Annotated in this window: 21 protein-coding genes; 9 read left to right on the top strand and 12 right to left on the bottom strand. The window is 38.5% G+C overall.

From position 1 onward, the window contains the following. Positions 1-10 precede the first annotated feature (10 nt). Positions 11-1,834, bottom strand: a complete 1,824-nt coding sequence (locus ASG14_RS15555) for a tetratricopeptide repeat protein (protein ID WP_056871984.1) — start codon at positions 1,832-1,834, stop codon at positions 11-13. Between the two features lie 228 nt (positions 1,835-2,062). Here ASG14_RS15555 and ASG14_RS15550 point away from each other — a divergent pair, with 228 nt between their 5' ends. The 3 genes from ASG14_RS15550 (at position 2,063) to ASG14_RS15540 (ending at position 6,381) form a co-directional block, all read left to right on the top strand. Then, positions 2,063-3,949 carry a prolyl oligopeptidase family serine peptidase gene (locus ASG14_RS15550; protein ID WP_056871983.1) on the top strand — a complete coding sequence of 629 codons (1,887 nt, stop codon included), beginning with the start codon at positions 2,063-2,065 and terminating at the stop codon, positions 3,947-3,949. Positions 3,950-3,952: 3 nt separating this feature from the next. After that, complete coding sequence (locus ASG14_RS15545; RefSeq protein ID WP_056871982.1) at positions 3,953-5,620, top strand: sensor histidine kinase KdpD; 1,668 nt, start codon at positions 3,953-3,955, stop codon at positions 5,618-5,620. A gap of 71 nt (positions 5,621-5,691) precedes the next feature. Then, complete coding sequence (locus tag ASG14_RS15540) at positions 5,692-6,381, top strand: response regulator transcription factor (protein ID WP_056871981.1); 690 nt, start codon at positions 5,692-5,694, stop codon at positions 6,379-6,381. Positions 6,382-6,534: 153 nt separating this feature from the next. Here the strand turns inward: ASG14_RS15540 and ASG14_RS15535 are convergent, their stop codons facing one another. From ASG14_RS15535 to ASG14_RS15515, 4 genes are all read right to left on the bottom strand, one after another. Next, on the bottom strand, positions 6,535-7,776 hold the full coding sequence (locus tag ASG14_RS15535) for a metallophosphoesterase (RefSeq protein WP_056871980.1): 1,242 nt from the start codon (positions 7,774-7,776) through the stop codon (positions 6,535-6,537). Between the two features lie 81 nt (positions 7,777-7,857). After that, positions 7,858-9,345 (bottom strand): sigma 54-interacting transcriptional regulator, encoded by a 1,488-nt coding sequence (locus tag ASG14_RS15530; protein ID WP_056871979.1) that lies wholly within the window; start codon positions 9,343-9,345, stop codon positions 7,858-7,860. 146 nt (positions 9,346-9,491) lie between these two features. Beyond that, on the bottom strand, positions 9,492-10,589 hold the full coding sequence (locus ASG14_RS15525) for a VWA domain-containing protein (protein WP_056871978.1): 1,098 nt from the start codon (positions 10,587-10,589) through the stop codon (positions 9,492-9,494). A 369-nt stretch (positions 10,590-10,958) separates the two neighbouring features. Further along, positions 10,959-11,840 carry a carbohydrate kinase gene (locus ASG14_RS15515; protein WP_056871976.1) on the bottom strand — a complete coding sequence of 294 codons (882 nt, stop codon included), beginning with the start codon at positions 11,838-11,840 and terminating at the stop codon, positions 10,959-10,961. A gap of 87 nt (positions 11,841-11,927) precedes the next feature. On the opposite strand from ASG14_RS15515, the gene ASG14_RS15510 reads away from it, so the two are divergent. Beyond that, on the top strand, positions 11,928-12,353 hold the full coding sequence (locus ASG14_RS15510) for a DUF4440 domain-containing protein (protein ID WP_056871975.1): 426 nt from the start codon (positions 11,928-11,930) through the stop codon (positions 12,351-12,353). Between the two features lie 99 nt (positions 12,354-12,452). Here ASG14_RS15510 and ASG14_RS15505 read toward each other — a convergent pair whose 3' ends face one another. From ASG14_RS15505 to hemW, 7 genes are all read right to left on the bottom strand, one after another. Next, the gene (locus ASG14_RS15505; RefSeq protein ID WP_200940357.1) at positions 12,453-13,067 is read right to left on the bottom strand and encodes a sugar O-acetyltransferase; all 615 of its coding nucleotides are present in this window, start codon (positions 13,065-13,067) and stop codon (positions 12,453-12,455) included. 163 nt (positions 13,068-13,230) lie between these two features. Next, entirely contained in the window at positions 13,231-14,109 is an 879-nt protein-coding gene (locus ASG14_RS15500; protein ID WP_056871974.1) for a cupin-like domain-containing protein, read from the bottom strand. Between the two features lie 119 nt (positions 14,110-14,228). Further along, positions 14,229-14,732: a DUF3050 domain-containing protein gene (locus tag ASG14_RS15495; protein WP_255352809.1), complete on the bottom strand. Its 504-nt coding sequence runs from the start codon at positions 14,730-14,732 to the stop codon at positions 14,229-14,231. A gap of 46 nt (positions 14,733-14,778) precedes the next feature. Next, a complete protein-coding gene (locus tag ASG14_RS20620) occupies positions 14,779-15,015 on the bottom strand; it encodes a DUF3050 domain-containing protein (RefSeq protein ID WP_255352806.1) in 237 nt (78 codons plus the stop codon). A gap of 213 nt (positions 15,016-15,228) precedes the next feature. Beyond that, complete coding sequence (locus ASG14_RS15490) at positions 15,229-15,780, bottom strand: fasciclin domain-containing protein (RefSeq protein WP_082491637.1); 552 nt, start codon at positions 15,778-15,780, stop codon at positions 15,229-15,231. 286 nt (positions 15,781-16,066) lie between these two features. Continuing rightward, positions 16,067-16,849 carry an SDR family oxidoreductase gene (locus tag ASG14_RS15485; protein ID WP_056871973.1) on the bottom strand — a complete coding sequence of 261 codons (783 nt, stop codon included), beginning with the start codon at positions 16,847-16,849 and terminating at the stop codon, positions 16,067-16,069. A gap of 85 nt (positions 16,850-16,934) precedes the next feature. Next, complete coding sequence (gene hemW, locus ASG14_RS15480; RefSeq protein WP_082491636.1) at positions 16,935-18,065, bottom strand: radical SAM family heme chaperone HemW; 1,131 nt, start codon at positions 18,063-18,065, stop codon at positions 16,935-16,937. A gap of 93 nt (positions 18,066-18,158) precedes the next feature. Between hemW and ASG14_RS15475 the strand changes: the two genes are divergently transcribed. From ASG14_RS15475 to gldM, 5 genes are all read left to right on the top strand, one after another. Continuing rightward, on the top strand, positions 18,159-19,136 hold the full coding sequence (locus ASG14_RS15475; protein WP_056872087.1) for a DUF4271 domain-containing protein: 978 nt from the start codon (positions 18,159-18,161) through the stop codon (positions 19,134-19,136). 13 nt (positions 19,137-19,149) lie between these two features. Then, a complete protein-coding gene (locus ASG14_RS15470; RefSeq protein ID WP_056871971.1) occupies positions 19,150-19,920 on the top strand; it encodes a uroporphyrinogen-III synthase in 771 nt (256 codons plus the stop codon). Between the two features lie 221 nt (positions 19,921-20,141). Then, positions 20,142-21,464, top strand: a complete 1,323-nt coding sequence (locus ASG14_RS15465) for an SUMF1/EgtB/PvdO family nonheme iron enzyme (protein ID WP_056871970.1) — start codon at positions 20,142-20,144, stop codon at positions 21,462-21,464. 44 nt (positions 21,465-21,508) lie between these two features. Further along, positions 21,509-22,315: a gliding motility protein GldL gene (gldL, locus tag ASG14_RS15460; RefSeq protein ID WP_056871969.1), complete on the top strand. Its 807-nt coding sequence runs from the start codon at positions 21,509-21,511 to the stop codon at positions 22,313-22,315. 41 nt (positions 22,316-22,356) lie between these two features. Beyond that, entirely contained in the window at positions 22,357-23,892 is a 1,536-nt protein-coding gene (gene gldM, locus ASG14_RS15455) for a gliding motility protein GldM (RefSeq protein ID WP_056871968.1), read from the top strand.

Here is a 23,892-nt window from a genome sequence, read left to right as displayed (position 1 = left end):
AAAACGCAGGCTAAACGCCATCACCGCGTAAGTTTCTAAATCTCTTCCTTGCTTCTGCACTAAACATGCTGCCCGGATAGTCTGTTATTAATTTCTGAAAATAAATCTTTGCCTGTGGCAAATCATTTAACTTCTTTTCGTAGAGGTCTGCCAGGGTAAATAATGCATCGTCCGTCCAGATTCCATCTTTAAAATCTTCGGTAATTTTTTTTAGGACAGCCGTGGCTTTTTGAAAGTCGTCAGATTTGATGAAAATTTTTGCTTTGCTCATTAAAATTGCATCACTTAACGAGTTTTGCGGGTAAGCAATCGAAATGCTGTCGAGTTTTTGAACGGATTGCGTTGGTAAATTGCGAAAGAGCAACATCTCCGCATCTGCGTACATTTTCAGTGCACTGCTATCGGTTGGGTTTTGCGTATTGTCAGAAATCAATAAACTTAAATTCAGCGCATCATTTGCAATGAGCTGCGAAGTTGCAGCTTTTAAAATAAGGCATTGTCCGTTGCTGTATTCAAAATTTCCCTGGTAGAAAGATAGTTTTGCACTTTTAAAACGGGCTTCATTACCAATGGGCTGCCCTTCGAACTGTTTGCTTACCTGTTCGTAAACTAAAAATGCTTCCCAGGGTTGCTTTGTCAGGATGTATATATCGCCTAAATCGAGCTTAATCTGGCCGACATCAGACAAACTTACCCCGGGCATTTTTATGGCTTCCTCGAGCGCAAGTTCCGCTTTTTTAGGAGCGTTAAGGTAATATGCCTGCAGAGTGGCCCACTTTTTTATCGCAAACAGTGTATTTTTGTTTTTGCCATTTTCATCCATCAAAACCTGATAATCTTTAGCAAGCAAATCCAAATCTGCTGTGTTGTATTTGCCTTTGGTTTGAATGCTGTATTTTGTGTTAAGCATTTCAATTTTGGCTGGTAAATAGTATTGATTGTCTTTCCCTTTGCTTAATAAATATTCGTAGGCTTTTATAGCAGTTTCGTATGCACCGTTATCTACAAAAGTATAAATTACATTAAAAAGTGTAGCTCCATCGGCTTTTGTGCGCTTATCAAAAGCAATGAGCTGCCGTAATGCCATATCATATTCCTGTTGCTGTATGTAATTCCAGGTAAGTAGCTGAATGTAAATTTCTGCATCCGGATCCTTTTGGATTTTCTTTAAAATACCGGTTTGAAACGCCTGGTAATCGCTCTTATCCTCAAAAACCATTGCCAACACAGCTTCCGCCTGCGGCAACAGTTGAGGTGTTGAAGGCAGAATATCCAGATACTCCTGCATCAACATTGGCTTATCTTTTTTAAAACGATAAATGTTTACAAGTTCAAAAGCAAAGGCTTTATCGTCGCTTAGTATTTTTCGTCCTTGTTTAAATGTCTGCACCGCGAAATCATAATTTTCAAAGCGATAAAAATTATTGGCAAGCATTCTTATTTTAAATTCATCCTTCGGAAGTTTAGCAATAACATCGTTAAAAATTTTATTTGCTGTTTGGGCGTCGCCTTTTTCCTGGTAAAGTTTTCCTAACGCGATTTCGTAGATTTCTGCCTGTGGCGACTGTTTAATTTGTTTTTTAACAATTTTTTCGGCAACATCGTACCGTTTTAACTTTAATAATGTATTGAAATAAATGTCGAAATAGCCCTCATTATTCGGGTTGGCGAAAAGCTTTTCGAAAATAACCGCTGCTTTTTCGTAATCCCCATCCTGGTAAAACTGAATGGCTAAATCACTTTCATCGGGTGCGAGTTGCCTGTTCTGCCGAAAGTTTTGTGCCCCGGACTGAGCCCAGATAAAAAAGAAAACAATTACAATGAAGCGGGTCATAAAACTAAATTATAAGATTTAAATGTAACATTTTAATACATCTTTCTTAGAAGTGTAAACAGATATAAAACGTATTTTAAATGTTACCTGTATTTTATTTTCTGTGTTTATTATTAATACTAAATTGGAACCGGAGCGTTGCTTAAAACTGTTAGTAACATTGTTACTGTATTTGCCCGTTAAGCCGTTAGGTTATTATATTTTTGTCTTCCAGTTAGGAAAATATTTATGTTGAAAAGAATTATTCTATTGATTTTAGTTGCTTTTATTTGGGCCTGTAAGGGCGATAAACAAGAGCAAACTATACCTGTAGATAACTTTTTTCGTACGCAGGATAAAGCCTATTATCATGTTTCTCCGGATGGAAAATCCCTTTCCTACTTAAAACTTCAGGATAAAAAACTCGATCTTTTTATAGAAGATATTGCAACCGGAACAGTAAAACAACTTACCCATTTAAACGAAAAAAGTATCAGCTTTTACTTTTGGACGAGCAACAACGAGCTTATTTATTATACCGAAGATGAGTCGAAAGAACGGAAGTCGGACCTTTTTGTGGTGAGTAAGGATGGGAAAAGCCAGAAACAGCTCAGTGCAAATGAGAAGAACCGGCTTAGGGTTATAGAGGATCAGTTAATTGATGATAAGTATATAATTGTCGCTTCAAACAAGCGAGATTCTACCGTTTTCGATGTGTATCGTTTAAATGTGAGAACTGGTAAGATGGATATTGCAGCCAAGAACCCGGGAAACATAACTGAATGGGTTACGGATAATAAAGGTATACTTAAAATTGCGGTTGCGAGTGATGGCGTTAATGAGACGCTGCTGTACCGCGAAAATGAAAGTCTGCCTTTTAAGCCCGTTACCACCAACAACTTCCAAACTACCTTACAGCCTGTTGCCTTTGCAGAGAATGAGGCAGATGTTCTATTCGCCATTTCAAACGTAAACAGGGATAAAAATGCACTGGTTGCCCTCGATTTAAAAACCGGGAAGGAAAAGCAGGTGCTGTTTGGAAACGACACTTTAAATGTTGTTGATGCAAAGTATTCCAAAACCAAGCAGAAAATGATTTTTGTGACTTGTGAAACCTGGAAAAAAGAAAAATTTTATCTTGATGACAGTACAAAAGTTAGGTATTCGAAAATTGATAAGCTTTTGCCAAATACCGAATGGCGTATAATGGATAAGGATAAGGGTGATAACGTTTTTGTTGTGAGAACTTATACCGATAAAAATCCTGGGTCTTATTTCCTTTACGTTGCCGACCAGAATAAACTGAAGAAGCTCGCTGATATTAATCCTTCAATTGATGAAAAGGATATGAGTGAGATGAAGCCAATAAGCTATAAAAGTAGCGACGGCCTTACCATTAACGGTTATTTGACTTTGCCCAATGGTAAAAAGCCGGTGAATTTGCCTGTAGTTGTTTTACCTCATAACGGACCCGGTGGTAGAAATTCATGGGGGTACAATGCCGACGTACAGTTTTTTGCCAACCGTGGTTATGCGGTTTTGCAGGTTAATTATCGCGGTTCTACCGGATATGGCAAATCTTTTTACGCTGCTGGCTTTAAAGAATGGAGCGATAAAATTCAGGCCGATGTAAATGATGGCGTAAAGTGGTTAATTGCACAAAAAATAGCCAATCCGAAAAAGGTAGCCATATACGGTAACGGTTTAGGTGGTTTTATCGCCTTAAACTGTTTGTATAAAAATCCTGATATTTATAGCTGCGGCGGCTCAAATTCTGGTGTGATAAGTTTATTTAGTTATTTAACAACCATACCTCCGTTCTTGAAATCTAACTTACAGATGTATTACGAAATTTTTGGCAACCCGGAAACCGATACTGATTATACTCGTTTCGCATCGCCGGTTTTTCATGCAGATAGATTTAAAGCACCGGTTTTTATTGCTCAAAATCCTAAAGATCCGCGTGTTAACGTTGCTCAGGGTGTTCAGTTTGTAAAAGAACTTAAAAAGAGAAATGTTCCTGTAACTTACATCGAAAAAGAGGAGGGACCCAACCCGGTTTTACGCCAACAAGGCAGAACCGCGTTGTATAAAGCGTTGGAAGGTTTTTTACAGGAAAACCTGAATAAGAAGTAAGCTATGGCTCTGGAGAAGAAGAGTGGTTATCGTAAGAATTTTTCTTTGAGTGTTACGTTCATAGCGCTCATTTCTATACTTTTTATTCTCTCACTTTTTCTCGCTTTCAACTACAGCAAAAAGTCGATCGAAAATGAGTTCGTTTCCGAAAAGGTTAACGTTTTGGAAGAAAGCATTAAACCTTACAACGAGTTCTTTCAGAATAAAATGCCCGAAGTTTCTTACTATAATGGCTTTTTAGATTCGGCCACTGCATCTAAATTTGTAGATACAATTGCGCTTAAGTTCCCTTTCATATCTAAAGTTAAATTTTACGATTCTGAAGTTCGAAATACGCCTGTAAAGGATGGCATGAATGCCGGACATTTTTCAATAGGCCCGAAATCAATATTTCAGTTTGGAAAAACCGTTAAACCAGATTCAGTTAAGCTGTTTTCAGAATCTGATACGCGTTCTTTTAAAGTTGATGACGATTTTAACGGCATGGCGCTTAAGCTTGTTCGTTTTATAGATAAGTTAGATACTGCTTCAGTACCTAGTCAGGAAGAATTATTTACTAACTTTTCGGTTGTACTTTCAAACAAAATTACCTACCTAAATATTCCAAGGCGGGAAGATTTGAAGGTTTACAAAGAAATGCTGCAAAGTAAGTTAAACCCGGCGCCAGTTTATCAGCAGGATATGCTCGTTTTTCAGCTCGACCCGCATAAAATCAAAATCATCAATACCCGTCCGCTGCTTTATCAGAATATTAGAGTAGAGCCCTTAACCTACGATCCTATTGATACATCAGATGAAAACATTACAACGGAAATTGCTTTGCCCGGAGCGTTTTCCGATTTTAAATTATATTTTACTTCGTCAAAATCTTACATCAAGAAAGAGATTTTTATCTACTTTATGCCAATTGCCTTAGTGCTTTTATTGGTTTATGGTGTACTGTTACTGGTTGCATTTTTAATTTACAGAAATTTAAACATCAATAGTAAAATGTTTAAACTCCAATACGATTTTGTAAATAACTTAACACACGAATTTAAAACGCCGGTTAGCGTAATTAAGATTGCAGGCAATAACATTAAGAGCGCTACCGCACTCAGCCAGAAGGAACAGCAGCTTTATGGCAAAATTTTAGATGAAGAAGCCGATAAATTGAATGGGTTAATGAATAAGCTGCTGGCTTTTACGCAGATTGAAAATAAGGCAATAAAGCTGAATCAGGAAGAGGTAAATATTAAAGACTTTATTGAAAGTACCATAGAATCGCATACGCTAAAGCACCCGGATTTTGCAATTACATACGAGGTTTCGGGCTTTAAAACTTTTATAACCGATCCGGTTTTGTTGGGGAGCTTGTTTGATAACCTGGCAGAAAACGCTTATAAATATTCAAATCCCGGTAACAAGAAGTTAAATATTAGTGCTAAGCTGATAAAGGGCGTTCTGGTGTTTAGGTTTACAGATAAAGGAATTGGTATCCCATCTTCAGAATTAAATAATATATTTAAGAAGTTTTTCAGAATTCAGAACGAATATAATCAAATGGGTAGCGTTGGACTTGGTTTGGCTTTTTGCAAAGAACTGGTTAACTTTATGCAGGGCGAAATTACTGTAAAAAGCAAGGTAGGCGTTGGCACAGAGTTTAAAATCGTTCTTCCGTATAATAGCTAAAATGAAATGAAACAGTGGAAAATTTAATTTTTTGCCGACCTTAAATTTTTCATCCTAATAATAACACATAAATGTCTAAAGAAGTAAAAATTTTAATTGTAGAGGATGATGAAAATCTCCGCTTTTTAGTAGCTCACAGATTAAAAACCGAAGGCTACAATGTGCTTGAAGCGAATGATGGCGAAGCAGGTGAAAGAATGATTGTTGCAGACCAGCCCGACATCGTTTTATTAGATTGGATGATGCCTGGAAAACAAGGCGCTGAGGTTTGTGAAAGTGTTCGGAAACAAGGCTTTGAAAACCTAATCATTATGATGACCGCCAAGGCGCAGGATGTAGACAAAATCGACGCTTACAATTTCGGCGCATCAGATTACATTACGAAGCCTTTCAATATGGATGTTTTGGTCGCAATGCTGGAGAGTAAAGTTAAATTTATCGTAAATAAGGATACTGCCGAAATTCATCGTTTTGGAAATATGGAGCATCACCCAAATATCCATACCTTATTTAGAGATGGAAAGAAAATTGAGCTTACGATTTTAGAAAACCGCATTCTGCTTTATTTCCTGCGCAATCCTGGTAAAGTAATTAACCGCGATGAACTAATGCTGGTGGTTTGGGGTTACAATTCTGATGTGAACACACGTACGTTAGATATGCACATTGTTCGGTTGCGTAAAAAGATCGAATTAAATCCTGATAACCCGCAACTGTTGCAAACCGTTCGTGGCGTAGGTTACCGCTTTAACGCAGGATAAAACTTAATATCCTGCTGAGCAATGATTGCGTTTTAGAAGGAGATTTTTTGGAATGATAGAAGGGTTGAGTGATAGATTGCTTGGTCGATTGATTATGCAAACAATTCTATCATTCATTCAATCAAAATTCACTCATTCAGAATTGATTAGCTTCTAAGCCCGTTTTAATGTAAAAATCGTTATCTCGGGCAAAATACCAACTCGTCCAGGATAGCCCAGGAAACCGTAGCCAACGTTAACATACAACTGTTGTTTCTGTTCCTTATAAAGGCCGGCCCATTCTTTATAGATGTACTGCACGGGGCTCCATTGATATTCTTTTAGCCGAACGCCAAATTGCATGCCGTGCGTGTGCCCGCTAAACATGGCATCAATTTGTGGGTATTTCTGCAAAACCTCGCCACGCCAATGCGATGGATCGTGACTTAACAACAGTTTAACGGGTAAATCATTAGTATTTTGAACTGCAAGCTCCATTTTTCCATATTTTGGAAAGCGGCCCATTCCCCAGTTTTCTATGCCTAGAATTCCAATTTCCTCTCCGTCAACTTTAAGTCGCCGATTTTCATTCATCAGCAAATCGTAGCCCATAACTTTATGTACATCAACCATATCCTTAAGGTTTTTTACTTTAGCTGGTGATGACTCCTTACCGAAATAATAATCGCCGTAGTCATGATTTCCCAGCGAAGAGAAAACGCCCAACGGTGCTTTTACTTTTGAAAAAATATCCTGATATGCGCTTACCTCTCTGGTAAGGTTATTCACTAAATCGCCCGTGAAAAAGATAAAGTCTGGTTTCTCGCCTAATAACATTTCCACGCCTCCTTTTACAGCCGTTTTATTGTAAAAGCTGCCAGAATGGATGTCTGATATTTGCCCTAATCTAACGCCGTCAAACGCTTTAGGAAGATTTGGAAGAATCAGATTGACCCTTCTCACCTGGTAATCGTATGCGCCAGAAATAATACCCCAACTTAATGAAGTTAGCGGAACTGCCGCTGCAACCAAGCCTGCTTTAACCAAAAACTCGGACCGCGAAATTGCTTCAGTTTCAGCAACTGGTTGATTTGTGTTAACCTGTTTTTTTCTGAAGAGTTTGATGAAAAGTCTTCGCAAATCATCCAAAATTAAAAAAGGCAACATGGCCAATTTACAGGCAACGGTTAAAAAGAATGCCACCAGAATTATGGCCCTTAGCGTAAGAAAAAGATTGAGATAAATACCCGCAAATACACCAATGATGAGTAAAATGCTATAACTCCAGTATAAAATACCGAAGATTTTTTTAGTTTTTGGTTTCCATTTGAAAACCGAAACAATGGCTTTGAAAAAGTAAAGATCAAATGCGGTAATGAGTATACAGGCAGCAATAATAAAGGGTAGTCTTCCCATAAAACGGGTGATTCAATTTAAATTAAAAAATAAGGCAGGTTAAAATAACCTGCCTAAATTAAAGAAAAATAATATTTAAACTTACCGGAAATCATCTTCATCTTCCTCTTCATCAAATTCGGCATTAAACAAACTGCCAAACATATCCGAGAATCCGAAGCCGCCATTTAAAAAGTTTTTGCTTAACTGAGAATATTCCGCAAGGCCATGAAGCACAAATTCCATTAAAAGCAACGTTTGATTTTCGCTAAGCTTAGGATGGAATTTCTTAACGGTATCGTATAAGCTTGGCACCAACATCAACGCTTTTTTGTATTGTGCATTGGTTAACGTATCGGTAACATCAACATTGTTTCCCTCTGTAAACCATTCTGTAATTTCGGTATATGGATTTGCCGTTTTCGTTTTCTTCGCTTTTTCAGGATCCGGGAAATAACGGGCAAACAAGGTTTTTACAGCTTTTCCAATTAATGTTGTTGCAACGTGAGCAGGTCCTTCCAGTTCACCTTCGTAAACCAATTCTATTTTACCGGTAATGGCAGGAATAATTCCCGCTAAGTCAGACAAACGAACAAAAGTGTTCTTCTCGCCGGCAATTAGCATTCTCCTCTCGGCAGTGCTGATTAAATTTTCGTAAGCAGAAATGGTTAACCTTGCAGAAACACCAGATTTCTGATCGATATATTCGCTTTTACGGGCTTCAAACGCAATTTGTTCTACAAGGTCTTTCACCAAACCATCTGCCTCAATGTTCAATTTTTGTTCTTCGGTCAGTTTGGCTTCCTGAAAGGTAATTTTGCGTGATACCTCAATACTTTTTGGATAATGGGTTAAAATCTGACTTTCAATTCTATCCTTTAATGGGGTAACAATACTTCCGCGATTGGTATAATCTTCAGGGTTCGCGGTAAACACAAACTGTATATCCAAAGGCAAACGCAATTTAAAACCGCGAATTTGTATGTCTTTTTCCTGCAACATGTTGAACAAAGCCACTTGAATACGTGCCTGTAAATCGGGTAATTCGTTTATAACAAAAATGCTGCGGTGCGCCCTTGGTATTAATCCAAAGTGAATCACACGTTCATCGTTGTAAGTTAATTTCAAGGTAGCAGCCTTTATAGGGTCAACGTCGCCAATTAAATCGGCAACGGTAACATCCGGAGTAGCCAACTTTTCGGTATAACGTTCGCTACGATGTAACCAAGCAATTTCAGTTTCGTCGCCTTTTGTGGCAATTTCATTTCTGGCGAACCAGGAAATTGGGTTTAAAGGATCATCAAAAATCTCGCTTCCTGCAACGTAAGGCACATACTCATCTAACAAGTTAACCATTAGGCGGGCAATGCGGGTTTTTGCCTGTCCGCGTAAACCTAAAAGCAAAATATTATGACGAGACAAAATGGCCGTCTGCAATTCAGGAATAACGGTTTCGTCATAACCAATAATGCCTTCGAATTCTGTTTTCCTATCTCTGAGAACTTTAATCAGGTTTTCTCTTAATTCTTCCTTAACCGACCTCGATTTATATCCTGTGGTTTTTAATGCGCCTAATGTTTTTTCTTGCATCTTTTTTAAAAAGGGTTTAAGGTATGAGTTTCCAGGTTTAAGGTTCGGCCATCGCTTAACTTAAACTCAAATCTCTCCTTGTTAATGTCTTTATGTGTTTGTTATTGTTGTGGTTCTGTTTAACCGTTAATCGCTTGGCTTCAACCTTACTTTACAGTCTTTCTTCTATTCTTAATGTAATCCTCAAAAATGTATTCACCCAATCCGTTTAATGAACTGTAAAAAGCCCTTCCGCCATTAATTTCGGTAAACTGCCGCACAAATTGTTGCAGGTAGGGGTCTTTGGCTATCATAAATGTGGTAATGGGAATCTTTAAACGTTTGCATTGGGCCGCCATGTTCAAAGTTTTGTTAATCACTTTTCTATCCAAACCCATGCTATTTTTATAATACTTGCCATTCTCTTTTAAGCAGGTGGGTTTGCCGTCAGTAATCATAAAAATCTGCTTGTTGTGCGTTTTGCGCCGGCGCAGTAAATCTGTAGCCAATTCTAATCCGGCAAAGGTATTGGTATGGTAAGGGCCAACCTGCAGGTAGGGTAAATCCTTCACCGTAATTGGCCAGGCATCATTTCCAAAAACAACAATGTCTAAAGTATCTTTCGGATATTTTGTTTTAATCAGTTCGGCAAGTGCCATTGCAACTTTTTTTGCGGGCGTAATTCTGTCTTCGCCGTACAAAATCATCGAGTGCGAAATATCAATCATCAGCACAGTAGAGGTTAGGGTTTTAAAATCCTTTTCCTCAACCTCTAAATCCCGATCTGTTAGCGTAAAATCACCTATGCCATGGTTAATCTGGGCATTTTGAATCGAGGCAGTCATGTCAATCTGGTCCAGGCTATCGCCGAAACTATACTCACGTCTGTCTGCATTTTTCTCCTCTCCAATGCCAGATTGATTGCTGTTATGGTTACCGCGACCGGATTTTTTAAGCTTTCCAAAAATCTCATCCAACGCAGATTTCCGAATTGTTTGTTCAGTTTTGGCCGTAATCTTAAATTCTCCCGATTGGTTATCCTCAGTCAGGTAACCTTTATCTTTCAGGTCATCAATAAAATTGCCGATTCCATAATCGTTGTTGGTTAATTTGTATTGTTTATCGAGTTCGTTCAGCCAGCTCAAAGCCTCTGCAGCATCACCAGCTGTATAATTTAGCAATTCGCTAAATAATTTCAGCAACTCATCAAACCCACCTTTTGGCGTATCGCCAGGCTTATAATCAGAAAAACGAAAACCTCTCATGTAAGTGTATAAACGGATTACTAAAGGTAAAAGTTTCGATTTGGATTAATTTAAGCGGGGTGTCATATTTAGTTGGCTGGCTGGGCGTAAAAGCTAAAGCTGAATGAGCCGCTAAAGCTGAACCTCCAATTAAATTGGATTTCGGCGTTCGCCAAGCTACGCAAGGGTCGGGCTTTTCAGGGCTCCGCTTCGCTACGGTACCGATGAAAAATCGGTACTGAACCCTTACAATCCCTAACGCAAAACCCAAGGCATTAAAAAGCCAAACTGTGTATCATCTAAAGCCTTGTTAGCCCCAGGCGAATTAAATCCTGTAATCCTATGGAAAACACATCAAAACAGAAGAAGTAAAACAAATATTGCGAGCAATTAACCCAACGCCATGTGATAAATTTTTCTGTTATACTCCGGGTTTGCTCCAGTCTGCGAGGCCACGAAAGCACCCACCTTGCACGCGTTATCCAGAATGGTTTCCATCGGGTAGCCCTGCAAATAGCAGGCAACAAAAGTGGCTAAGAAGGCATCGCCAGCACCAACGGTATCTGCAACCTGAACTTTGTAACCAGGGTGTTTAAATAATTTTCCATCTTTTAACACGCATGCGCCTTTCTCTCCAAGCGTTAAACATATAATCTCTATGTTATGGGTTGATGAAAGCTGTTTCAATAGCTGCTCATCCGTGTTTCCGGTTAAGCCAAAAGTGTCTTTTACCCAAAGTAACTCATCTTCGTTTATTTTTAAGATATCGGCATGCGCTAAAAGCCCGGCAATAAGTTCTTTGTTATAAAAAGGCGCACGCAAATTAATATCAAAAATTTTAGTCTTGGCCTTTTCTAAAAGTGAAGTCACAGTTTGCTTTGAATGTTCATTGCGGCAGGTTAAGCTGCAATAAACTAAAGCATCTGCCTGCTTAACCGCCTCGATGTTAGCTTCAGTAAGTTGAATATCATCCCACGCAACCGGCTCTTTTATGGTGTAAGTAGCCTGGTGTGTTTCATCTAGTTGCACAACCACCGTGCTGGTAGGCAGTTTCTTGTTTACCTGAACTAAATCGGTAGGGAAACCATTTGCCGCAAGAAAAGCTAATAATTCTTTTCCATTATCGTCATCGCCAACAGCGCTTACGAAATTACTTTCTATACTTTGTTTATGGAGGTTTAACGCAACATTCATACTAGAGCCGCCAGCCTTTTTCCCATCAGGAAAAACATCCCATAGTATTTCGCCGATTGTGATAACTTTATTTTGCATATGGTTGGGTTGAAACTGTAAAGAAACAATTTTTCTGCATCGAACGGAATAATTTGTTTTATATCTTTACAACAAGAGCCAATAAATATGAAGACAATTTTAATCCTTGCTTTTCTTATATTTTCACTAGAAAGCTTTGCACAAACTGCAAAAGACAAACAGGCCATTTTAAGCGTACTCGAAAACCAGCGTCTTAACTGGAACAAAGGAGACCTCGAGGCCTTTATGCAAGGCTATGTAAAAAGCGACAGCCTGCTATTTGTTGGCAGCAAAGGGCCAACTTATGGCTGGCAGCAAACGTTAGATAATTATAAGAAAACTTATAGTGGTAAGGCAGGTATGGGCCAGCTAACTTTCGGTATTAAAAAAGTTAACTTTTTAAATAAAGATGTGGCTTTTGTTTTGGGAAGCTGGCACTTAAAACGCCAGCAAGATGAACCACAAGGCTATTTTACATTGCTTTTTAAAAAGCTTAATGGCGACTGGAAAATATTTGTAGACCACTCTAGCTAGAAATAATTAAGCTTAAGGTAGAAGGTAAAACGGAAAATCTTTCTGTTGTGCGAGCAAGAAAAATTTCTCATTGCAATGCACTATTTATTTTACTGAATTTTATTCTCCTAGTTTAAAATCCTTATAATAAAAATCTTTGTCGTCGTCGGTTAAGTGACGGATAACCCTGCACGGATTTCCCGCAGCAAAAACGTTATCCGGTATGGATCTGGTTACCACGCTTCCTGAACCAATTACCACGTTCGAGCCAATTTTTACACCTGGGTTTATCACTACGTTTCCGCCAATCCAAACGCTGTTGCCGATTGTAATTTCCTGTGCCCATTCATGCTCTTGATCTCGAAGATGGGCGTGAATAGGATGCCCGGCGGTATAAATTGCAACATTTGGCGCAATAAAAACGCTGTTTCCAATACTCACTTTAGCACAATCCAAAATCACGAGGTTAAAGTTTGCGTAGAAGTTTTCGCCAATCTCAATATTATAGCCATAATCGCAACGAAAAGGTGGCTCGATGTAAAACATTCTTTCTGTTTTGCCAAACAATCTTTTTATTAATTCTTTACGTTGTTTAATAAATTTCGGTGCAAGGTTATTAAATTCAAAAACAAGCTCACGGGCCTTTAACCGTTCTTTTGATAATTCTGCATCGCCTGCCTGGTAGGCTTTTCCGGCAAGCATTTTTTGTTTTTCGCTAAGTATTTCGTTTTGCATTATTTAGATTGAGTTTTTCGGAGCGGTTAAATTTTTCATTGCTTCTGCTCAAACAGGCTTTGTATAACCATTACTGAAACAAAAAACGGGGCTACCGATACATCGATTCCCCGTTGAAATTGCTTTCCCCAAACCGATTAAACGTGGTTCGGGATATTTTATTTTAAGGTCTTCCTTTTGCTAATGCTTTTTCTGCAATTTTAACTGCTTTCTTCTCTCTCCAGTTTGCATACTTCTCTTTAAAGGTCATTTTTATAAGGCTGTCGATAGCGCCATGGGTAAACAAACTCCAAACGCTGGCTACCTTGCGACTAATCGATTGGTCCCATGCACGCAGGCTTAATGAGAACGAACCATCCAAATACTTCATCCAATGCCACATTCCGGTCGGCATAAATAAAGTATCACCATGCTCTAAGAAAACTTCGTACCCCTCAACACCATTTAAGGCTGGGAATTTTTCAAAATCCGGGTTTGCTACATCATAATCTTCCAAAGCATAAGTCGCATTTGGTAAACAATACAATCTATCTTTCCATTTGTTATCGAAAAGCACAATGTGTTTCCTTCCACCAAAATGTGTGTGAAAAATGTGTGGCAAATCGATATCGTAATGAAGGAAAGTTACCGAGTTGGAACCACCGAAAAACATTGCTGGCATGCTTTCAATGAAACCGCCCATCAAATCTTTAGGAATTTTTACATCGTTAATCAGGCTTGGAACTTTTTTAAATAAGTTGAAGAAAAATATTCTAAGCTCTGTGGGTTCACGCTTAATTAAATCAAGGTAATCGCCAAATTTCATATGTGCTGTTGCCGCATTAATCGGCTTAGACGGATCGGCTTTAGAATTATCATACAATGGCACTTCCAAATCGCCACCAATTTCTTTTAAATATTCCGTTGTCCATTTTTCTCTTGCAGGCCAATCTTTTGTTAGGCCCCTGATAACTAATGGTTTTTTGGTTTTTAAATAGTTTTTTTTGAAATCTTCCGGAGTAATATGCTCAACGATATCAACTGGTTTTAGAATGAAACTCATGCGCTTTAAAATCTGTTATTTGTGCCGAACAACAAAAATGTAAATTTTATTTTACAAAATAGAAAAACAAAAACAAATGTGACGTAAATTACTTAATTCAAAATTTACGTTTTCTTAACCTAGGCTAAAATTTTTCTGGCAGCGATTTCCGCGTAGGCAGCATCCCATAAATCGATGCGTTTTTGTAGGGCCGACTTTGCTGTTTGATCAGCTTCAAGCCAAAATGCCTCATCGTTTTCACATAATTTTTCAGTCATCGCTAATGCCAAATGACTGTGGTGATCGCCATCAACCTCAATGTGGCGTTCCAGGTAATATTTAAAAGTAGAAACACGCTCTGGATTTGTGGTATTCAAATCGTTTACCATGCCCATAAACATGTTTGGAATTAAATCTTCACGCCCGAAAGTAAAACTCGCGGCCTGTAAATGCTTTTTGCCACTGTTTATTGTTGCGAAAGTAGCATTGATAAAATTTCTGGCAGATTGCGGTACCTGTGCCAACTCGAATGCCATTTCAAAATCGCGGCCTTTTTGCAACGAAATTAAGAAGTTGTTAATCGGCCCAACGTTCGCTCCACATTGAACCATTGCATCCAGATAAATTTCGAAATGACTTTTAATATTGCCTTCTGCATCAAGGTCACTTTCTTCTCCGGCAACAATTTCGTTAAATTAATTGCCTCGTAACCGCATCGCCAACAGGAAACCATGGTAGCGTAGTACAAGTAAGGTTAATTTGTAAGGCCTTCAATAACGACATGAAATCCCAAACTGCAAAAACGTGGTGCTCCATAAATACACGAAGATCTTCCAACTCATTTATCTCCGAATAAATCTGATGGTTAATTATTTGTTGCCTTAGTGGCTCAATATTTTGCTGAATTCTTTTTAGGTTGGGATGCATCTATCCTGATTGTTAAATTGGGGTTTAAAACCCGTTTGTTTTTTGATTCGCTTATAATGGCTCAAAATTAAACACTTATCATCATCAATTGCTACGAATTCTAAAACCTGAAAAGCGGCTGACAAAATACATGCCTGCCGATTAATTTTAAGCAAAAAAAACGTCTCTGCAATTTGCAGAAACGTTTCATCTTAAATTATAGGGATGTGAATATTATTTTGGCATCAAAACAGTGTCAATCACATGGATAACACCATTTTTTTGATTTACATCTGCAATTGTTACTGTACTCATTCCGCCTTTAGCGTCAGTAAGCATTAATTTTTTGCCCATCATGTGCGCTGATAATTTTTCGCCTTGTACAGTTGTAAATTCTGCTTTACCACCACCAGCTTTAATAGCTTTTGCGATTGCTTTGCTGTCCATTTTGCCAGCAACTACATGGTAAGTTAAAATTTTTGTAAGCAAAGCTTTGTTTTCTGGTTTTACTAAAGTCTCAACTGTTCCTGCAGGCAATTTAGCGAAAGCAGCATTAGTTGGAGCGAAAACCGTGAACGGGCCAGCACTTTTTAGGGTTTCTACTAAACCGGCAGCTTTTACTGCTTCAACAAGTGTAGTGTGGTCTTTAGAATTTACTGCGTTATCTACAATATCTTTAGTAGCGTACATTGCTGCTCCACCTACCATTGGGTTTTTTTGAGCGTAAACTTGTGTTGAAATTGCCATTGTGAAAACAGCAAATGCTGATAAGATTAATTTTTTCATTATTTCTAATTTTTAAGTTCTGTTATTTGTGTTCATTTACGACAGGTAACAGATACTTGGTTTTTTAGAAATTAACTTTTTAATTAACTGGCTGTAAATAAGGATTTTAATTTTTTATTGGAAAGGTTCTCCAATAGTTCTTCGGGGAAATCAGTCCGTCTTTTTGCTAAATCCCCGGAGAAAAACCGGGGGATACCGCTTCAATACGGTTTAGATAGATAAGGCTGTGCAAGCCACTTAAACTTCTTAGCGAAGCGGTATCAGGAACTCAAAAGTTTTACAGCTACTATATTACCTTGGCTTCTCTTATTTTTTTTGAAAATAACTTTGGGAAAAATCGTTTGAGTAAAACTGCTTTTGTTTCGCCCCCTCCAATATATACTTCTTCTTTTTTTGCGCTAATTGCCTTAATAATTTCTCCTGCACATTCTTTGGCACTCATCCCATTAGCTTGCGCATCGTCCATCGTTTCCTGTTTCTTTCCTGAGGCCGTTAGTGCATTTATTGAAACATTTGTTTTAATAAAACCAGGGCAAACAATGGTGATATCGATATTCTTATCGTAAACCTCAGACCGTAATGAATCGAAATAACCATGTAAAGCATGTTTCGAAGCCGAATATGCCGACCGAAATTTAGTTCCGAATTTACCTACCAAACTGCTTACTACAACAATTTGTCCGCCACCGCTCTTAATCATTAATGGCAATACCGCTTTGCTTAAAACTGTTGTTCCCCAGAAATTGGTGTCCATAATTTTCTGCTCTGTTGTTAAACTGGTTTCCAAAGCCAGGGCTCTCTGACTAACACCACCGCTATTTATCAATATATCAATCTTTCCAAAAATTTTGATTGCATCTTCGGCTTTATTCAATAATGTTTCAGTTTCACTTAAATCGAAGGCCAAAACATGTACGTTAAATGAATTTTGGCAATTCCCTTTCACCCTGAACAACTCATCACGGTTGCGGCCTGAAATAATTAACTTATCTCCAGCCTTAAAATACTCGTAAGCCAAGGCTTCCCCAATTCCGGAAGAGGCACCTGTAATCCAAACTATTTTCGACATATAAAATTATTATGGAATGATAAATTCTTAATGATAAAGTATAATTTCTCTATTGTTTTGCTGAAAGCGTTAATCCCAGATCGATTTAATCATTTACAATAAACAACTCAGCTGCAATATGGTCGGCAAAAAGTTTTCCATTCTGGCTCAGCCTGATTTTATTCTCGTCAATTAACAGCCAATCCTTATCTTGAAAGTTACGAAGGTTGTGCAGTGTTTCTTCCAGGAAATCATTGCCAAAAGCGGTCTTAATTTTTTGCAAATCGGTTCCCCACATCGTTCTGAGAGAGGTCATCAGGTATTCATTAAAGCGATCGTTTAAACTAAGTTCTTCAACAATTTCAGGCAACTTGTTGCCCGCTAGCTTTTCGATGTAAAGTGTGTTATTAGCGGGGTTCATGTAACGGTTTTGTCCATCGAAACCATGTGCCGATGGCCCGATGCCAATGTAATTAACGCCTTTCCAATAATTTGTATTATGAACAGCATAACAACCCGGACTTGCAAAATTCGAAATTTCATAGTGCTCAAAACCTACTTCGGTTAACGCTTTCATCAAAATAATAAACTGTTCTGCACTTTGGCTATCATTTACCGGAGTTTGTTTTTTGGTCTTTATTGCGTGTGCCAGTGCTGTTCTCGGCTCAACCGTTAGCGCATAGGCAGAAATGTGAGGCACTTTTAAATCAATTGCTTTCGCGATGTTGTTCAACCATTTTTCATCGGTTAACATCGGGTAGCCATAAATTAAATCGAGTGTTAGGTTTTCGAAGCCAGCATCCTGACTTCTCTTAATGCAGGTTTCTGCCTCCTGTGCATTGTGCGCCCGGTTCATCCAAATCAGGTCCTCGTTAAAGAAAGATTGAACACCAACGCTGAAGCGATTAACCGGCAGGGCTTTTAATTCTTTCAATTTTTGTGGAGTCAAATCATCCGGATTTGCCTCAATTGTAATTTCTGCATCTCCAGCGACTGAAAAGTTGTGAGTTATTGCATCGAAAATTCTCTGCAAGGCAGCTTGAGGTAAGATTGAAGGTGTTCCACCGCCAAGATATATTGAACCCACGTTGCCGGCAATCCTATCTCTTTTCATCGAAATTTCCTTGCAGATGGCTTCCACCATCTCATCAGCATATTGCAGTGATGTACTGAAATGGAAGTCGCAATAGTGACACGCTTTTTTGCAAAAAGGAATATGAATATAGATACCGGACATTGCTACAAAGATACAGCATTATCTAAATCCATTTATTTTCTTTAGGTAAACAATGAATATTCGACTACTTTTGCGATGTTATTTTTTTATAATATGCCGAAGGTCATTTTATTTTTATTCGCGTTTCTGTTTTTTGCAAACTTTGTTGCTGCACAACAGATTCCGGCTAAGGTAGATTCAATCTCGGTGGTTAAGTATCAATACCGGCGATACCGGCCTGATTCGGCCACACTGGCCAGACAGAAATACGTCACCGATTCCATAATTCGCAATACCTGGGTTTTGCCAGAACGTTTAATTAACCGGACGGCGCTGCTGGATAGTGTGCAGAAAGAGTATTTGTTCCCAAAGCTCGATTTACTGGCCTGGCAAAAAACGTATCAGTATGCCAAGAAAAAGGTTAATCCCTACCAGCTTGGCAGGCGTATACCGAAAGGAAATGTGGGTCTTCTCGGATTTATTTTTGCCATGCTTGTCATTTTCGCTATACTGAAAAACGCCTTTAGCAAGCAGCTGTCTGCAATTGTTCAATCTTTTTTCAGTAACCGAATTCTAAACAACATTAATAAAGAAGATAACCTCTTCAGTTCCTGGCCTTTTTTGTTGCTTTTTATACAATTCGGATTCATTTTAGGAATGTTTTTTTTCCTTGTTGCACAGTATTACGATATGTATCAGGCAAAAGATGGCTTTAAATTTTTCTTCAGCATTTCGATTATAATCATCGTTTTTTATGCTTTAAAGCTTATCATACTCAGGTTTTTAGGTTATCTGTTTAACATGCAAAAGCCTGTTAATGAGTACATTTCCATTCTGTATTTGAGTTACTTTAACGCTTCATTGCTATTTATTCCCCTTGTTGTCGCTTTTGCCTTATCTCCACTAAAATACGGCTTAATATACATCAGCCTGGCTATCTTACTTTTAGTAATAATTTTTGCGTTCCAGTTGCTAAGAGCCGGGATTACAATACTTTCTAATAATAAGTTTTCGAAAATGCATTTAATTCTGTACTTTTGCGCCCTCGAAATATGTCCTGTCTTAATACTAATTAAAACGATAGGATTGTAGCAGAAAAAGGAAAATGCAAGAAAAGAACGACTCTAGAATCCGTAAAGTGAAAAGTGTTTTAGTTACTTTACCGAAGCCTGAAACAGAAAAATCTCCCTACTACGATTTAGCTAAAAAGCATAACCTTAAAGTCGATTTTAGATCTTTTATTCACGTGGAAGGTGTGCCTGCAAGGGATTTCAGAAAAGATAAGATCAATTTGGCAGATTTCACCGCTGTGATTTTTACCAGTAGAAATGCAGCTGATCACTTTTTTAGAATATGCGAGGAAATGCGTTACGACGTACCTGCAGAACTGAAATATTTCTGTCTTTCTGAAACGATTGCTTTGTATCTTCAAAAATACATACAATACAGAAAAAGAAAAATTTTCTTCGGAAAGCAAACGGCTGCAGACCTGGCTGAAGTTTTGAAAAAGCATGCCAATGAGAAATTTTTATATCCATGCTCGGATGTTGCGACAGAAGACACGATGAAATTTCTCGAAAAAAGTGGTTACAATTTCACGCCTGCCGTGCTTTTTAAAACTGTAGTTAGTGATCTTTCCGATTTGGCGGAAGTGTTCTACGATGTCATCGCATTTTTTAGTCCTTCGAGCATTCAATCGCTTTTTAAAAATTTTCCCAACTTCCAACAAAATAATACTAGAATTGCAGCGTTTGGAGTTAATACAAGTAAGGCTGTAACGGATATGGGCTTAGTTGTTGATATTGCTGCGCCAACACCAGGCGTTCCATCAATGACTATGGCTATTGAAAACTACATCAAAGTTTCTAACAAATAAAGATTCCCTCTATTTTTTTCCTGAGTAACAATAAACTACAGCATTCGGAGTTATAGCAGAATAATGTGGCAAAATTTAACGAAAATGTTAGGTATAGGTTCTTAAAAAAACATACTTATACCCTAATAAAGGTACTTTCGTGTAAAATTTTATATATTGTTGCTTAATTAAATCATTTTTGATACAATTGCTAATTGTGTTTAGTACACTATAAAGGATATATGAAGAAAATCTACTTACTAGCTATAATTGGTTTAACGGTACTTATTGAGAGCTGCGGCCACGGTGGTCAGGGCGAACTTGTGGGTTCATACAACCGAAAATTTAAGAACCAGCGTATTCCCCTGGGCATGGTTTACATTCCGCCAGGTCATACACCACTTGGAGGCTCTGATGAAGATATTACATTTTCACAGGCCGGCCCAAGCAGAATGACTACAATCAGTGCTTTTTTCATGGATCAAACCGAAATTTCTAATGCTGAGTATCGTCAGTTTACGAAATGGGTGAGAGATTCAATTGCCATTGTAATGATGGGCTATCCGCAACAATATATGATGACACAAAAAGGTGCCGCCGCTGGCGCACTTGGTGGTGAAAAATATATCGACTGGAAAAAGGTTGGAAATGGCTCCGGGATTTGGAGCGGCAAAGGAAAAGGTGCCGCTGCTGCAAACGCAAGTCAATTGGATAATATGTATTATTCTGGTTTAGATGCTTTGCCAGGACGTAAGGAGATTGATGTTCGTAAGTTGGAGTACTCTTATGGAATTTTAAATCTTGATAAAGCTGCGCTTGGACACAAAGATCCAAACAGCAAGCGCCAGGATTATATAGATAGATATAGTATTGCTGTTTATCCGGATACAATGGTTTGGAAGACAGATTATTCATATTCTCAAAATGACCCGATGGTTCGCGGTTATTATAATCACCCGTCTTATGATGATTATCCCGTTGTAGGCGTAAGCTGGGAACAGGCGAAAGCTTTTTCACACTGGCGTACGCAGCTTTACCAGGGCGTTGCATCTGCAAGAAAAATGCCTATGAATGCACGGATGGATTATGATTTGCCTGCAGAAACTGAATTTGAATATGCCGCAAGAGGTGGCAATACCAAAACAAAATATCCATGGGGCGGTCCTTACATCAGAAATACTAAAGGTTGCTTACAAGCTAACTTCAAGCCGGGCCGTGGTGATTACTCAAGTGATGGTGGAATTTACACCGTTGGTGTTCGTTCGTACTTCCCAAATGATTATGGCTTGTACAACATGTCTGGTAACGTAGCCGAGTGGACAAAAACGGCCTATAATAAATCATCAGGTCCGTTATTGCATGATTTAAACCCTAACTTTACCTACGTTGCAGGTAAAGATGACAGCAAATATTTAAAACGTAAAGTGGTAAAAGGTGGTTCGTGGAAAGATACTGGCTATTTTTTACAAAATGCTGTATCAACTTATGAGTATCAAGACCAACAAAGATCTTACATCGGTTTCAGATGCGTTTCGGCTTACCCTGGAACTGATTTAAGAAACTAAATAAACCAAAACAACTAAAAACTAAAGAAAAACATTAAAATTTTATGGCAGCAAAAAAACAACCAAGCTGGTTACACGTAGCGATTTCATGGGGAGCAAGTATTGTAATTGTTGGGGCATTATTTAAGATTTTGCACATCGGCGGGATATTGGGTAACTATATGATAGGTATCGGTCTTGGCGTTGAGGCAATCTTATTCTTCTTAACCGGATTTTTTCCACCAGAACCAGAACCAGCATGGGAGCGGGTTTATCCTGAATTAAGAGAGGATTTTAAAGGTGAGTTGCCAACAGCATCAGCCAGACCGGTTGCTGCAGTTTCTGCGCCAACATCTGCAGCTTTAGATAAAATGTTATCTGATGCCAAAGTGGGACCAGAATTAATTGAAAGTTTAGGCAATGGTTTACGCACCTTTGGTGATAAAGTAGCCTCAATATCGAGCGTTGCAGATGCATCACTGGCAACAAATGAATTTACAGGTAAAGTAAAAACGGCTTCAGCTGGTTTCGATAATTTGAGTGCATCTTTTGAAAAAGCGACCGCTAACTTGAAAGCAATGGGTGAAAGCAATGTAGATTCTCAGGCTTATCATGATCAGGTAAATAACTTAGCGAAAAACCTGTCGGCATTAAACGCAGTTTATGAGTTAGAATTACAAGATTCGAGCGCACATTTAAAATCGATGAATAAATTTTATTCAAACTTATCGCTCACCATGCAAAACTTTAACGAATCGATGGAAGATTCTAAACAGTTTAAAGAAGAAGTGAATAAGTTGGCTAAAAACCTATCATCTCTTAATGCGATTTACGGAAATATGCTTTCGGCTATGAACAGCCCTCGCGTATAATTTATCTAGTTTTTAATTTTAAATAGAAAGCTACATAAAAAATGGCAGGCGGAAAAGAAACAACAAGGCAGCGGATGATCAATATCATGTATTTGGTATTGTTGGCCATGCTAGCCTTAAACGTATCAGATACAATATTAGATGCATTCAAAAATATCAATGATAGTTTGGATACGTCAAAAAACAACGTAAATACAGGTATAGAGCAGCTTTTTTCTTCTTTCGAGAATTCTAAATTAAAGGAAGAACCAGCTCGGGCTCAACCAATTTACGAAAAAGCGAAGCAAGCAAAAGCTGCAGCTGATGACCTGAACAATTACATTGAGGGCATTAAGAAGCAGTTTACCACAGCTGGTGACGGAATTAACCCGGAAACTGGTGATTTGACCAATCGTGATAATCAGGATATTGCCCCAAATTTGATGATTAATCAGAAAGAGGGCGAAAAGTTGAAGGCTAAAATTAACGCAACCCGCGAAAAGCTGATTGCTTTGCTAAACCCTGAAGATAGGGCAGGCGTAACTTTTTCTTTAGAAGCGAAAGATCCGGTTAGAAAAAGAAAAGGTAACTGGCAGGAAACATTATTCGGTGAGGGCACTCCATTAACCGCGGCAATGACAATTTTAACCAAACTTCAAACCGATACAAAAAATGCAGAGGCCGAAGTAGTTAAAAAATTGTTCGGAAACATGGATAAAGCCGTTGTTAATATTGATAAGTTCGCCGCAGTTGCTGTAGCGCCAACTTCTTACGTTATCCAGGGGCAGCCATACACTGCTGAGGTTTTTTTAACAGCTAGTGATTCCCGGTCAAATCCTGATATCACTGTTGGTGGCGGTAAGCTGTCAGTAAAGGAAGGTAAAGGAACTTATACCGGCAGTACAGGAAGCGTAGGCGTGTTTAAGTGGGTAGGAACGATTCGCGTTCGTCAAACCGATGGGCAGATTAAAGAGTACAAAACGCCAGAACAAAGCTATCAGGTTGCGAAACCTTCGGCTAACGTTTCATCAGATAAGATGAATGTAATTTATGCAGGTATTCCTAATCCGTTCTCTGTATCAGCGGCTGGTTTTCCTTTGGAAAGTGTTAATGCGAGTGCCTCTGGAGCTTCGATGAGTAAAACAGGCGCAGGCAAATACAACGTACTTGCAAGTGGTTCTCAGGTTGGTTCGGAAGTATCAATCAATGTTACAGCATCAAATGCAGGCAAAAGCATTAGTCTTGGTTCACAAAAATTTAGGGTTAAGGCTATTCCAAAACCTACTGCTAAGGTTGGTGGCAGGTCTGGTGGTGATATTGCATCAGTACAATTGAAAAGCGAATCGGAAATTGAAGCGGATTTAGATGATTTTCCGTTCGATGTAAGATTTAAAATTCAGCGCTATAAGCTAACAATTATAAAGCCCCGTTCTGATGCTATTACGATTTCGGGTAGCGGCGGTGGTTTCGCAGGTGCTGTTAGAACTGCTATAAATTCGATTACGCCAGGTACAAGGGTGTTTTTTGAAGATATTGTTTCTGTAGGGCCAGATGGTCGCCAGAATGTTTTGCCTTCATTGGCGTTTACAGTTAAATAG

It is taken from the genome of Pedobacter sp. Leaf194, from assembly GCF_001423945.1.
Taxonomy (GTDB): Bacteria; Bacteroidota; Bacteroidia; order Sphingobacteriales; family Sphingobacteriaceae; genus Pedobacter.
This window is presented reverse-complemented; position numbering and strand designations above follow the sequence as displayed.